Source organism: Streptomyces sp. NPDC047515, from assembly GCF_040643055.1.
Taxonomy (GTDB): domain Bacteria; phylum Actinomycetota; class Actinomycetes; order Streptomycetales; family Streptomycetaceae; genus Streptomyces.
In genome coordinates, this window is sequence record NZ_JBEYTM010000039.1 from 21529 (window position 1) to 33317 (window position 11789).

Sequence of the window (11789 nt, forward strand, 5' to 3'; positions counted from 1 at the left end):
CGGTTCGGCGCCATTGGCGCCGAACCGGCCTTCTCCGGTGTCCGGGGACCGGGCGCCGACGGGTTCGGGCGGCCCCGTTCCAGGCGCCTCACACCCCCCGTTCTCACCCCGCACTCCCCCTTCCCGACGTTGCTCATGTCTCACCCGAGCAAGGCATACCCCCCGGGGTATAAATGTTAATCTGAACAGGAGATACCCCCCGGGATACACCGGACGGAAGGAGTCGCGTCGTGTTCTTCGTCGACACCGTGGAGACAGCGGGCCTCGGCAACCGCAGCTCTCTGGCGGGCGGACAGTGGGTGGTGCCCACCGCGGCGGAGGTCTCCTTCACCCGGGTCCCGGTGGCCGACGATGACACCGCCGCGACCGCGACCTGACCGTCGGTACGCCCGCACCCGCACCCGCACCCGCACCCGCACCCGAGGAGAGTCTCCCTTGCCTTCCCTGCTGTCCTTCTTCCGTCGCGGTCCGGGCCGCGTCACTCCGGCCGAGGCCGCCCGGCGGACCGCCGACGGTGCGGCGGTACTGCTCGACGTGCGCGAACCGGCCGAGTGGCACGCCGGCCACGCGCCGGGCGCCCTCCATCTGCCGCTGTCCCGGCTGGCCGGGGGTGCGTCGCTGCCGGACTCGGCTGCGGGCCGTCCGGTGGTGGTGATCTGCCGTTCCGGCCACCGCTCCCGGCAGGCCGCCCGGATACTCGCCGACCGGGGAATCCCGGCCGTCGATGTGGTGGGCGGCATGACCGCCTGGGCCGGCCGCGGTTTGCCCGTGCGCGACCGGCGCGGTGCGGCGGGCACCCTCTCATGACGACGTCGCTGATCCTGGCACTGATCGCCGGAGCTGTGGTCGGTCTGGCGCTCGGCGGGCTGGGCGGCGGGGGAAGTGTTCTCGCCGTACCCGCGCTGATCTATCTGCTCGGCTTCACCCCGGCCGCGGCCACCACCGCCGCGCTGCTCATCGTCATCGCCACATCCCTCACCGGGCTGGTCGCCCATGCCAGGGAAGGCAGGGTCCGCTGGCGTACGGGAGGACTCTTCGCGGTGGCCGGAATCGTTCCGGCCGCGGTCGCCGGAGCGCTGTCGGTGCGGATTCCGTCCGGGCTGCTGACCGCGGCGTTCGCCGTGCTCGCGGTGGTCGCCGCGGTACGGATGCTCCGCCCGCGGGCAGAGCCCGCCTCCCGGCACGGGAGCGGTTCGGACGCCGTGCCCGCCCGGCGGGCCGCGGGCGCGGGCGCCGGGCTCGGCGCCGTGACCGGGTTCCTCGGCGTGGGCGGCGGATTTCTCGCGGTGCCCGCCCTGGTCACCGTGCTGGCCGTCCCGATGGCCTCGGCGGTCGGGACGAGCCTGCTCGTCATCACGGTGAACTCCACGGCGGCCCTGGTCGCCCGCCTCGCCACGCCCACCGCGCTGGACTGGGCGGTGACCGCCCCGTTCACGGCGGCGGCGGTCCTCGGGGCCTGGGACGGGCAGCGGCTGGCCTCGAAGGTGTCCACAGCGGCGCTCCAACGGATCTTCGGCGCGGTACTGCTGGCCGTGGCCGTGTTCATGCTCGTCGACGCCGTGGCGTGAGAGCCACGGCGTCGATCCGCCGGCCGGCCGATGCCGCCCTCGGCTCAGGCCAGCGAGAGAAAGAGCTTCTCCAGTCGCGCCCGCATCTGATCGCGGTCGGCGGGCTCACCGCCACCGTCGGCCATGCAGTGCTGCAGGCCCGTGGCGATGATCGCGAAACCCGCCCGGTCGAGCGCCCGGGAGACGGCCGCCATCTGCGTGATGACGTCCTCGCAGTCCCGGCCCTCCTCGATCATCCTGATGATCCCGGCGAGCTGGCCCTGAGCGCGGCGAAGGCGGTTGAGGACCGACTTCAGTTCGTCGGCCGCCATGTCGAGTTCCACACATCCTCCTCCTGATACCCCAAGGGGTATTCTACCCTGAACGGGAAAGGAGGGACCGAGTCCCTCCCCAGCCCCGGTGAACGAAAGGAAACACTGCTCGTGACCAGCCCCGTCTCCCTCTCCCCCGCCCAGGCCGCGGCCCGTCTCGCGGAGTTCACCGTCATCGATGTGCGGGCTCCCGGCGAGTACGCCTCCGGGCACGTTCCCGGGGCCCTGAACATTCCGCTGGACCGCTTTCCCGAGGCCGTGCCCGCGCTGAAGTCCGCCGCGGCCCGCGGCTCGCTGCTCGTCGTCTGCGCCTCCGGTGTCCGCTCGACCCGGGCCTGCGACATTCTCGCGGCGGCGGACATCGAGGCTGTCACGCTGTCCGGCGGCACCTGCGCCTGGGAGGGCGAGGGGCGCGATCTCGACCGTCCCGCCGGAGCACGGGCGACCTGGCCGATGGATCGTCAGGTCAGGCTCGCCGCCGGTTCGCTCGTGGTGGCCGGCCTGCTGGCCGGGGTGCGCTTCCCGGCCGCGCGCTGGATCTCCGCCGGCATCGGCTCCGGTCTGGTCTTCTCCGCCGTCACCGACTCGTGCGGCATGGCGGCGGTCCTGTCGAAGCTTCCGTACAACCGCGCCCCTCGCTCCGCGGCGAGCCTGGACGCGACGCTGGACGCCCTGCAGAGCTGAGCCGCCCGCGCGCGGACAGCGCCCCGTACGAGAATCGCCCTCCGGGGCGTCAGGAGCCGGTCACGTCCCCCGCGTGACCGGCTCCTGACGTCGAGCGGGGACGGGGTCAGACCTCGTCCCGGACGAGGGCGAGCAGCCGGTCCAGGACACGCGGTCCGCCCGCGCGCAGCCCGTCGTGCTCGTACTCGTCGGTGACCCAGGTACGGAGCCCGCGGATCGTCGACGCCGTGCGCAGCGCGTGCCCGGTGTCGACATACATGTCGTCGTGGTACACGGCGGCGGCGACCGGCACCTCGTTGGCGGCCAGGCGCGCGGTGTCGTACAACGGTGCCCAGTCGGTACGGGAGGCCAGCAGCTCGGCGGTCTCGCGCAACGGGCGCAGCGCCGGGTCGACCTCGAAGTGCCAGGGGTGGATGCTCTCACCGGTGAAGAGCACCGGGCGGTCACCCTTGAGCGCCTCGACCGCGTCGAACTGCGGGAATTCGGCCCGGACCCGTTCCGCGGCCCAGGCGGTGGGCCGCTGGTCCTGGCCGTAGATCGCCTCGTGCATCAGCGCGTAGAGCGGATGCCCGGCGAACGAAGCGGCCGTGCGCATGGCCTCCTGGAAGGTGTCGGACAGCTCGGTGCCGTGCGGCGTGCGGACGAAGGCGTTCTCCAGCAGATAGTGCAGCTGGTGGCTGCCGTTGCCACCGCCCAGCATGATGCCGAGGGACTGGAATCCCTCGGGCGTCAGACGATGTCCGGCGCTGTCCGGGCGGTGCTCCGCGAGGTGAGCGGTGATCTCCCGAGCGCGCCCGACATCCTGCGGGTAGCGGGCGTAGTGCGCCGCGACCTTGCGCTCGATCCGTGGGTAGGCGGCCCGGTAGACGTCGTCGGCGTGCGCGTCGAGCGAGGGCAGACCACCGGTGATGAGGACGGTCTTGAGCCCTTCGGGGGCGGCCGACAGATAGTGGACGGCGCAGAAGCCGCCGAAGGACTGGCCGAGGACCGTCCACGGGTCGCCGCCGGTCAGCTGCGGGCGGATCAGCTCGCAGTCGCGGACAATGCTGTCGGAGCGGAAGTGGGCGAGGTACTCGGCCTGCTCGCGCGGGCCGCCGCGCAGCGGCAGGGTCTGCCGGTTGGCCGGGGTGGAAAGACCGGTTCCGCGCTGGTCCAGGAGCAGCACCCGGAACTCCCGCACGGCCCGTCCCAGCCATGCCTCCGTACCGATGAAGCGCCGGGCGCCGAAGCCGGGGCCGCCCTCCAGATAGACCAGCCACGGCAGTTCCTCGCCGGTCCTGCCGCTCGCCACGGCTTCTCTGCCGAAGATCTCGATCTGCTCACCGCCCGGATCGGTGTGGTCGAGCGGGACCGTGAAAAAGCGGTCGGTGAAGACGATGCCGGGATGCCGGTAGCTGCTCACAAGGTGCTCCTGAATCAGATGTTCCGCGCACAGTTCAGCACACGGCCCGCGACACGGACGGTCGCAGCCCGTGTGCGGCCCGCCCGGAGGCCTCCTAGCGTGCAGGAATGATCCGGTTCGAGCAGGTCGGCAAGGTCTACCCGGACGGTACGAGAGCGGTCGACGGACTCTCCTTCGAGGTCGCCGAGGGGGAACTGGTCACCCTCGTCGGCCCGTCCGGCTGCGGCAAGACCACCACGATGATGATGGTGAACCGGCTGATCGAGCCGTCGTCCGGCCGGATCCTGGTCGGTGGCGAGGACATCTCCGGCGTGGACCCGGTGAAGCTGCGCCGCCGGATCGGCTACGTCATCCAGCAGGTGGGGCTCTTCCCGCACCGCACGATCCTCGACAACACCGCGACCGTCCCCTCGCTGGTCGGCTGGAAGCGGGCGAGGGCCCGTGAGCGCGCGGCCGAACTGCTGGATCTGGTGGGCCTCGACCCGAAGACCTACGGCTCCCGCTACCCCGCCCAGCTGTCCGGTGGCCAGCGCCAGCGCGTGGGTGTGGCACGGGCGTTGGCCGCCGATCCGCCGGTACTGCTGATGGACGAGCCGTTCGGCGCGGTCGACCCGGTGGTGCGGGAGCGGCTGCAGAACGAATTCCTGAGCCTGCAGGCCACCGTCAGAAAGACGGTCCTGATGGTCACCCACGACATCGAGGAAGCCGTGCGCATGGGTGACCGCATCGCGGTGTACGGGGCGGGGCGCATCGAGCAGTTCGACAGCCCGGGGGCCGTGCTCGGGTCTCCCGCGACTCCGTACGTGGCCCGTTTCGTCGGCGCCGACCGGGGGCTGAAACGTCTGTCGGTCACCACGATCGAGCCGGACGATCTGGAGGAGCCGCCGGTCGCCCGGCTGGACGAGCCGGTCCGGTCGGCGGCGGCGCGGCTGAGCGGCGCGGGCACCCGTTGGGCGGTCGTGCTGAACGACGGGGGCGACCTGCACGGCTGGGTGACGGCGGACGCGTTGCGGATCGCCGGGGATTACGGCACGGTCGGGGACCTGGCTCGCCGGATGGACGCCTGGGTACCGGTCGGGGCCCCGCTGAAGCAGGCGTTCAGCGAAATGCTCCAGCACGACGCCGGATGGGTCGCGGTGCTGGACGGGTCGCGGTTCCTCGGCGTGCTGACCCCGGCCAAGCTCCACGAGGCGCTGCGCCGGTCGGTGGACGCCGACGCTCGGGGCGTGGGACGGGACGAGGTGCGGTTCGACTCGGTGGCGGACGCGTAGGGCGAGCGCGGTGCACGCGCGCCCGCCAGGCATTACGGGACCGCCCTGAGCTCCTCTCAGCGTCCGCGCCGGTAGCTGCTTCCGTCCCTGGGGCGGACCAGCAGGCCGGCGACGACCAGATGGCGGCGCAGTGCCGAGCAGTCCTCGTGCACCGACAGCAGTGCCTCGTTGACCTCGCGTTCGGTGTAGGTCCGGTCCCGCTCGAAGAGCGTTTCGGTGAGATGGACCAGCAACCGCTCGCGTCGGGCCGTCTTGCGTGGGATCGCCGTCAGACGGCCGTGCGAGAAGAGCGCGGCGACCTGGTGCGAACCGCTGGAGTCGGTGTCGGGCATGAGAGCGAGCGTCCCAGGCGTCCGGCCCGCGGGCAACGTGTTTTCGCCCGATCGCGGACGCGGCGCGGTACGAGGTGTCACCACCCGCGCTCACCTGGTCCGCGCCGCCCCCTTCCGCAACCGGGGACGCCCTCGTCGGCGCGCCGCCCGCCCCGTACCGTGTGATCAACCATCCCCCCGGGCTGATCACTCACCCTGCGAAGAAGGCGGTCCCCATGTCCCTGTTCGATCTGCCCCTCGACGAGTTGCGCGACCACCGCAGCAGCTCGGTGGAGCCGGCGGACTTCGACGCGTTCTGGTCGCAGACACTCGATGAGGCCCGGTCCCGTGATCTCGGCGCCCGGTTCGAGCGGCGCACGGATACGGGGCTGACGACCGTGGACGTGTACGACGTGACGTTCGCGGGCTTCGGCGGGCACCCGGTCAAGGGCTGGTTCGTCCTGCCGGCGGGCACCACCGAACCGCTGCCGGTGGTCGTGGAGTTCATCGGCTACGGCGGCGGGCGGGGCCTGGCCCACACCCATCTGCTCTGGGCATCGGCCGGTTTCGCCCACTTCGTGATGGACACCCGGGGCCAGGGCAGCGGCTGGCTGGTCGGCGACACCCCGGACCCGGTGGGCAGCGCGCCCTCGTACCCCGGTTTCATGACCCGGGGCATCGAGGACCCGCACGCGTTCTACTACCGGCGCGTGTTCACCGACGCGGTACGCGCGGTGGAGGCGGCGCGCTCGCATCCCCTGGCCGACGCGACACGCACCGCGGCCATCGGTGAGAGCCAGGGCGGTGGCATCACGCTCGCCGTCGCCGGCCTGATCCCCGACCTCGTGGCGATCGCGCCGGACGTCCCGTTCCTGTGCGACTTCCCCCGCGCGCTCACCGTCACCGACCGCGCCCCGTACCGCGAGGTGGGCAACTACCTCAAGACGCACCGGGGCCGGGCGGAGCGTGCTCGGGCCACCCTGTCCTACTTCGACGGGGTGCACTTCGCCGCGCGCGGGCGGGCACCCGCGCTGTTCTCGACAGCCCTTGAGGACATGACCTGCCCGCCCTCGACCGTCTTCGCCGCCTTCAACGCCTACGCCCACCAGGACAAGGCCATCGAGGTGTACGACTTCAACGATCACGAGGGCGGCGGGCCCTTCCAGCAGGCCGTGCAGCTGGGCTGGCTGCCCGGCAGGCTGAGGGCCTGACCCGCGAAGCCCTGCTGCCGTGGCCGGAAAGGTTTGCGCGCCGGTGAACCCGTCCGGTCACAGCACTAGTGGCGCGGGATGAGGCTCTTGGACTCCAGGTACGTACGTGCCACGTCCTCGGGCAGCCGTCGCCAGCTGTCGACCCGCTCGTCGAGCCCGGCCAGGTCGGCGGTGGTCAGTACGGTGTTGAGCTTGCCCAGCGCCTTGCGTACGCCTTCGCCGCCCGCCCGGGACCGGTTGACGACGGGGACGATGTAGTCGGCGTTCTGCAGGTGCTTGTCGTCGGCGAGCAGCACGAGGCCGAAGCTGTCCAGGGTCGCGTCGGTGGTGGTGGTCAGCACCATCTGGTCCTGACCTTTCTGGACGGCCTGTTTGGCCTGGGTGGTGCCGACGCCCTTGGGGTCCACGGCGGTGACGCGGATGCCGTAGGTCTTCCTCAGCCCCGGTGCGCAGTAGGGGCGCTGTACGCATTCGTCACCGGCGGCCAGCCGCACGGGCAGCCCTGACCGGCCCAGATCGCTGAGGGTCTTCAGACGGTGCTTCGCCGCGTAAGGAGCGGCGACCGCGAAGGCGTTCTGGTCGACCGCGCGACCGGGGTCGAGGACGGTGAGGCCACGCGGTTCGGCGAGGGCGCGCAGGGCCCTCATGGTGGCGGCGAGGTCGGGCGAACCGACCGGGGTGGCGCCCGCGCCGTTCTTCCTGGCGTTCAGCCAGTCGGCGAAGGTGGCGGCGTACTCCGGCACGACGTCGATCTGGCCGCTCTCCAGCGCCGGTTCGTAGATCTCTCGATTGGTGACGGAGATGATCTCCGTGGAGTAGCCGGCCCGGCCGAGCAGCGCGGCGTACATCTGGGCGAGGAGATCGCTCTCGGTGAAGCCGGCGGAGCCGATGGTGAGGTGTCTGCTGTTGCCCGGCGGTGCGGTGACCTCCCCCCGGCTCTCCAGGGAGGGACCGGTCGTGCAGGCGCTCGCCGACAGGAGCGCCAGGAGCGCGGAGAGTGCCGGCCGTGGCCTCATCCGGATTCCTCGCCGCGGCCCCGGTCGGGGACGAGCCGCCGCACCACTTCGAAGAGCCCCTCCACAACGAGGGCGAAGGCGGCGACGAGGACGGCCCCGGCGACGACCTGCGCGGTCGAGGCGAGGTTGAAGCCCGCGGTGATGATGCGGCCGAGTCCGCCGCCGCCCGCCAGCGCCGCGAGGGTGGCGGTGGCGACGAGTTGGACGGCGGCGATCCGTACGCCGGTGAGAATCAGCGGCAGGGCGAGCGGCACCTCAACACCCAGCATCAGCTGCCTGCCCGTCATGCCCATCCCCCTGGCCGCCCGTACGACGTCGCGGTCGACCTCTCGCATGCCCACGTAGGCGTTGGTGAGCAGTGGCGGTACGGCGAAGAGCACGAGGGCGATGACGGTCGGCCACTCGCCGCGCCCGCCGATCGGGCTGAGGAGCAGCAGCACCAGCACGGCGAAGGTGGGCACGGCCCGGCCGATGTTGGAGAGGTTGACGGCGAGCGCGCCGCCCCTGCCGAGATGGCCGAGGACCAGGGCCACGGGCAGCGCGATCAGACAGCTGATCAGCAGGCACACGACCGTGAGGAACAGATGCTGGCCGAGCCGGTTCCGGATGCCGCCGTCGCCGGACCAGTGCGCCGCGGTCGTGAGCCAGGTCCAGGCGTCGGCGAGGGTGTTCACTCCCGCCTCCGGGTCCACGGCGTCAGGATGCGCTGCAGGAGAAGGAGCAGCAGGTCGGCGGCTACGGCGATGAGGACGCAGAGGACGGAGGCGGTGAGCACCTGGGCCTTGAAGTATGTGTTCATCCCGGAGTAGATGAGGTTGCCGAGTCCGCCGTACCCGACGATCGCGCCGACCGTGACCAGGGAGACCGTGGAGACAGTCGCGATACGCAGTCCGGCCATGGCGGCCGGCAGCGCGAGGGGGAGTTCCACGGCGACGAGCAGCCGCACGGGTCCGTATCCCATGCCGCGCGCGGCCAGCCTGGTCTCCTCGGGCACGGCCCGCAGTCCGGCGAGGATGTTCCGGACGAGCAGGGTGAGCGAGTACAGGACGAGTCCGGCGACGACGAGCGAGGCGGAGAGTCCGTACAGCGGCAGCAGCAGCGAGAACATGGCGAGCGAAGGCACGGTGTACAGGATCGTCGTCACACCGAGAACCGGGCCCGCCACCCAGCGCCGATGGCGGGCCGCGAGGGCGAGCGGAACGGCGAGGGCCAGCCCGATGAGCACGGAGACCGCGGTGAGCTGGAGATGCTCGATGACGGCGTGGCGGAGGATCTCGCGACGGCTGCTCAGATACGCACCGCAGAGCCACTCATTGCGCGCGAGGCAGTCGTCGGGAGGCGCGGTCACCCGTCCATTGGAGCGCGGGCGGGCAGGCGGCCGCGCGTCCTGATCGGCTGTCCGGGGGGCCGCGCGGGCCCGTAGGCGTGTGCGGCGGGCGGCCGGGAGCGGGCAGCGGCGTCTCCGGGACGCGCGGCCCCTCTCCCTATTCGGAGGCCACTGCCGGCACCGCGGGCCGTTGGACCTTCTGCACCGTGACGTCGTCCGGCCCGAGCCGCCGCCCGTCGGCGGAGTGGATCTCCAGGGCCCGGGGCGGGCGGCCGTGCCGCAGATCGACCATCTCCGAGTGCCGTTCGCCGGGTTCGAAGAAGTGCCCCTCGCCCCACTGCCGCAGCGCCACGATCACCGGGAAGAGGTCCCGGCCCTTGGCCGTCAGCATGTACTCGTGGTACGCGCCGCCGTCGGCCGCCGGGACCATGTCGAGGATGCCGCCCGCGACCAGGTCGCGCAGGCGCGCCGCGAGGATGTTCTTCGCCACGCCGAGACTGCGCTGGAACTCCCCGAAGCGGCGGCTGCCGTCGAACGCGTCGCGGACGATCAGGAGCGACCACCAGTCGCCGATCGCGTCGACCGAACGAGCCACCGGGCAGTCGCTGTCGTTGAAGCGTGTCCGCTTGACCATGTCGTCCCCCTTCGCCCTTCGGTTGCAACATGCTACCAGTCGGCACTACCGTCCAACCGGTGGCAACTTGCAACTGAAGCGATCGAGGGGTGCTCCATGGCCGACAGCGGGACAACGACGAGAACCGGGAACACGAACGGGGGGACACCGGCGAGCGCGCTGTCCGGACGCACGACGCTGCTGTTCGCGGTCGCGTCCGGCGTGGCGGTGGCCAATGTCTACTTCGCGCAACCCCTTCTGGTCACCCTGAGCCGGGACTTCGGGATCAGCGCGGCGTCCGTCGGCATCGTCGTCACCCTCACCCAGATCGGCTACGGGCTCGGACTGTTCCTGCTCGTGCCGCTCGGCGATCTCATCGACCGGCGGAGCCTCGTCGTGACCCAACTGGCACTGCTGGCGGCGGCGCTCATCGCCACCGGCACCGCCGCCACCGCACCGATCCTGCTGACCGCCCTGGCCGCGGTGGGCTTTCTCGCCGTGGTGACCCAGACCCTCGTGGTCTTCGCCGCATCACTGTCCGCCCCGGAGCGGCGCGGGCGCGCGGTCGGCCTGGTCACCAGCGGAATCGTCATCGGGATTCTGCTCGCCCGCACGGTCTCCGGCGCGCTGGCCGACCTCGCGGGCTGGCGATCGGTCTACCTCGCCTCCGCGGCACTGACGCTCGTGCTCACCCTGGCCCTGTACCGGGTGCTGCCGCGACGCTCGGCGGCGCCCTCCGCCATGCGGTACGCGCGGCTCCTGCGCTCGACACTCACGCTGTTCGCCGAGGAACGCGTACTGCGGGTCCGCGCTCTGCTCGCCCTGCTGATCTTCGCCGCCTTCAGCACCTTGTGGAGCTGCGTCGCGCACCCGCTGAGCGCACCCCCGCTGTCGCTGTCGCACACCGCGATCGGAGCGTTCGGGCTCGTGGGGGCGGCGGGCGCGCTCGCGGCAGCTCCGGCGGGGCGCCTGCACGACCGCGGTCTCGCCGGACGGACGACCGGCATCGCCCTGGCCCTGCTCACCGCGTCGTGGCTCCCCCTCGCCTTCACCCGGCAGTCGCTCTGGGCGCTGGCGATCGGCGCGGTCCTCCTCGATCTCGCCGTGCAGGCCGTCCACGTCACGAACCAGAGCCTGATCTACGCGGTGCGCCCCGACGCCGGCAGTCGTCTGATCGGCGGATACATGATCTTCTACTCGATCGGCAGCGCCACGGGCGCCCTCGCCTCGACGACCGTCTACGCGAGGGCCGGATGGGGTGCGGTGTGCATACTCGGCGCCGCGATCAGCGCACTCGCGCTCCTCGTCTGGGCGGCTACCCGCACGAACGTGCCCGCTGCAGGCACGGCGGGAGCGTCCACCACATCCGCCGGCTGACCCCCGGGCGGGGCGCTCGCCGCCCCGTACGTATGTTGAGAAGCCCCCGCATGTCGTTGCCCGGCCGCACCGATGACATCCAGCGCTTCGACGGAGCGGGGGAGACGGCGCGGGCACCGGCGGCGCCTCCCCCGTGCGGTCGTCAGTGCTGCTCGGCCGCCGGTTCCAGCACGAAGACCGGAATCTGCCGGTCGGTCTTGAGCTGGTAGTCGGCGTAGTCGGGGAACGCGTCGACCGCGCGCTGCCACCACAGCGCCTTCTCCTCGCCGGTGACCTCACGGGCGTTCATGTCCTGCCGGACCGGGCCGTCCTGCAACTCCACGCGGGGGTCGGCGACGACGTTGTGGTACCAGACCGGGTGCTCGGGAGCGCCGCCCTGCGAAGCGACCACGGCGTACGCGCCGTCATGCTCGACCCGCATGAGCGGGGTCTTGCGGATCTTGCCGCTCCTGGCCCCGCGGGTGGTCAGGATGATGACCGGCAGGCCCCGCATCATGGTCCCCTCCGAACCGCCGGAGCTCTCGAACAACTCGACCTGATCGCGGACCCACTGCGCGGGGCTCGGCTCGTACTCGCCCTTGAGAGGCATGGCATCTGTCCCATCGTCGGCATTCGGTGGTGCGCATACGCGGACACGCGGGGCTCGGTGTGTCCCGTCGCTCCGAGAACTCTTTCATCATCCTGCCCGCCCGGGGCAG

15 protein-coding genes are annotated in these 11789 nt (G+C 71.7%); 7 read left to right on the top strand and 8 right to left on the bottom strand.

Features of this window, described 5'->3' with window-relative positions; all coding sequences use genetic code 11:
* Positions 1-230 precede the first annotated feature (230 nt).
* The 3 genes from ABZ826_RS27145 to ABZ826_RS27155 all read left to right on the top strand — a co-directional run bounded on the left by ABZ826_RS27145 (position 231) and on the right by ABZ826_RS27155 (position 1568).
* On the top strand, positions 231-377 hold the full coding sequence (locus tag ABZ826_RS27145; RefSeq protein WP_361453525.1) for a hypothetical protein: 147 nt from the start codon (positions 231-233) through the stop codon (positions 375-377).
* Positions 378-444: 67 nt separating this feature from the next.
* Complete coding sequence (locus ABZ826_RS27150) at positions 445-807, top strand: rhodanese-like domain-containing protein (protein WP_361453684.1); 363 nt, start codon at positions 445-447, stop codon at positions 805-807.
* A complete protein-coding gene (locus tag ABZ826_RS27155) occupies positions 804-1568 on the top strand; it encodes a sulfite exporter TauE/SafE family protein (RefSeq protein ID WP_361453528.1) in 765 nt (254 codons plus the stop codon). The genes ABZ826_RS27150 and ABZ826_RS27155 overlap by 4 nt, the downstream gene beginning before the upstream one ends.
* A 44-nt stretch (positions 1569-1612) precedes the next feature.
* On the opposite strand, the gene ABZ826_RS27160 is transcribed toward ABZ826_RS27155, so the two are convergent.
* Positions 1613-1891: a metal-sensitive transcriptional regulator gene (locus ABZ826_RS27160; protein WP_361453531.1), complete on the bottom strand. Its 279-nt coding sequence runs from the start codon at positions 1889-1891 to the stop codon at positions 1613-1615.
* A gap of 99 nt (positions 1892-1990) precedes the next feature.
* Between ABZ826_RS27160 and ABZ826_RS27165 the strand changes: the two genes are divergently transcribed.
* Positions 1991-2563, top strand: a complete 573-nt coding sequence (locus tag ABZ826_RS27165) for a rhodanese-like domain-containing protein (protein ID WP_361453534.1) — start codon at positions 1991-1993, stop codon at positions 2561-2563.
* Positions 2564-2669: 106 nt separating this feature from the next.
* Here ABZ826_RS27165 and ABZ826_RS27170 read toward each other — a convergent pair whose 3' ends face one another.
* Positions 2670-3965 (bottom strand): alpha/beta fold hydrolase, encoded by a 1296-nt coding sequence (locus ABZ826_RS27170; RefSeq protein ID WP_361453537.1) that lies wholly within the window; start codon positions 3963-3965, stop codon positions 2670-2672.
* Between the two features lie 107 nt (positions 3966-4072).
* Between ABZ826_RS27170 and ABZ826_RS27175 the strand changes: the two genes are divergently transcribed.
* The gene (locus tag ABZ826_RS27175) at positions 4073-5236 is read left to right on the top strand and encodes an ATP-binding cassette domain-containing protein (protein ID WP_361453540.1); all 1164 of its coding nucleotides are present in this window, start codon (positions 4073-4075) and stop codon (positions 5234-5236) included.
* Between the two features lie 56 nt (positions 5237-5292).
* Here ABZ826_RS27175 and ABZ826_RS27180 read toward each other — a convergent pair whose 3' ends face one another.
* Positions 5293-5568 carry a DUF2087 domain-containing protein gene (locus ABZ826_RS27180; RefSeq protein ID WP_361453543.1) on the bottom strand — a complete coding sequence of 92 codons (276 nt, stop codon included), beginning with the start codon at positions 5566-5568 and terminating at the stop codon, positions 5293-5295.
* Positions 5569-5783: 215 nt separating this feature from the next.
* On the opposite strand from ABZ826_RS27180, the gene ABZ826_RS27185 reads away from it, so the two are divergent.
* Positions 5784-6758 carry an acetylxylan esterase gene (locus tag ABZ826_RS27185; protein ID WP_361453546.1) on the top strand — a complete coding sequence of 325 codons (975 nt, stop codon included), beginning with the start codon at positions 5784-5786 and terminating at the stop codon, positions 6756-6758.
* A gap of 65 nt (positions 6759-6823) precedes the next feature.
* On the opposite strand, the gene ABZ826_RS27190 is transcribed toward ABZ826_RS27185, so the two are convergent.
* The 4 genes from ABZ826_RS27190 to ABZ826_RS27205 all read right to left on the bottom strand — a co-directional run bounded on the left by ABZ826_RS27190 (position 6824) and on the right by ABZ826_RS27205 (position 9735).
* Positions 6824-7774 (bottom strand): ABC transporter substrate-binding protein, encoded by a 951-nt coding sequence (locus tag ABZ826_RS27190; RefSeq protein ID WP_361453549.1) that lies wholly within the window; start codon positions 7772-7774, stop codon positions 6824-6826.
* Positions 7771-8448: an ABC transporter permease subunit gene (locus ABZ826_RS27195; RefSeq protein ID WP_361453687.1), complete on the bottom strand. Its 678-nt coding sequence runs from the start codon at positions 8446-8448 to the stop codon at positions 7771-7773. The genes ABZ826_RS27190 and ABZ826_RS27195 overlap by 4 nt, the downstream gene beginning before the upstream one ends.
* Positions 8445-9122 carry an ABC transporter permease gene (locus ABZ826_RS27200; protein ID WP_361453552.1) on the bottom strand — a complete coding sequence of 226 codons (678 nt, stop codon included), beginning with the start codon at positions 9120-9122 and terminating at the stop codon, positions 8445-8447. Before ABZ826_RS27200 ends, ABZ826_RS27195 begins: the two co-directional genes overlap by 4 nt.
* Before the next feature lie 136 nt (positions 9123-9258).
* Complete coding sequence (locus ABZ826_RS27205; protein ID WP_361453555.1) at positions 9259-9735, bottom strand: helix-turn-helix domain-containing protein; 477 nt, start codon at positions 9733-9735, stop codon at positions 9259-9261.
* Positions 9736-9831: 96 nt separating this feature from the next.
* Here ABZ826_RS27205 and ABZ826_RS27210 point away from each other — a divergent pair, with 96 nt between their 5' ends.
* Positions 9832-11091, top strand: a complete 1260-nt coding sequence (locus tag ABZ826_RS27210) for an MFS transporter (RefSeq protein ID WP_361453558.1) — start codon at positions 9832-9834, stop codon at positions 11089-11091.
* A 142-nt stretch (positions 11092-11233) separates the two neighbouring features.
* Here the strand turns inward: ABZ826_RS27210 and ABZ826_RS27215 are convergent, their stop codons facing one another.
* Positions 11234-11680: a nitroreductase family deazaflavin-dependent oxidoreductase gene (locus tag ABZ826_RS27215; RefSeq protein WP_361453561.1), complete on the bottom strand. Its 447-nt coding sequence runs from the start codon at positions 11678-11680 to the stop codon at positions 11234-11236.
* Positions 11681-11789: the final 109 nt, after the last annotated feature.

Excerpts from the sequence above, each read along its gene's own strand:
- ABZ826_RS27155 (WP_361453528.1), top strand. The coding sequence starts at position 804 with ATGACGACGTCGCTGATCCTGGCACTGATCGCCGGAGCTGTGGTCGGT.
- ABZ826_RS27175 (WP_361453540.1), top strand. The coding sequence starts at position 4,073 with ATGATCCGGTTCGAGCAGGTCGGCAAGGTCTACCCGGACGGTACGAGA.
- ABZ826_RS27180 (WP_361453543.1), bottom strand. The coding sequence starts at position 5,568 with ATGCCCGACACCGACTCCAGCGGTTCGCACCAGGTCGCCGCGCTCTTC.
- ABZ826_RS27185 (WP_361453546.1), top strand. The coding sequence starts at position 5,784 with ATGTCCCTGTTCGATCTGCCCCTCGACGAGTTGCGCGACCACCGCAGC.
- ABZ826_RS27190 (WP_361453549.1), bottom strand. The coding sequence starts at position 7,774 with ATGAGGCCACGGCCGGCACTCTCCGCGCTCCTGGCGCTCCTGTCGGCG.
- ABZ826_RS27205 (WP_361453555.1), bottom strand. The coding sequence starts at position 9,735 with ATGGTCAAGCGGACACGCTTCAACGACAGCGACTGCCCGGTGGCTCGT.
- ABZ826_RS27210 (WP_361453558.1), top strand. The coding sequence starts at position 9,832 with ATGGCCGACAGCGGGACAACGACGAGAACCGGGAACACGAACGGGGGG.
- ABZ826_RS27215 (WP_361453561.1), bottom strand. The coding sequence starts at position 11,680 with ATGCCTCTCAAGGGCGAGTACGAGCCGAGCCCCGCGCAGTGGGTCCGC.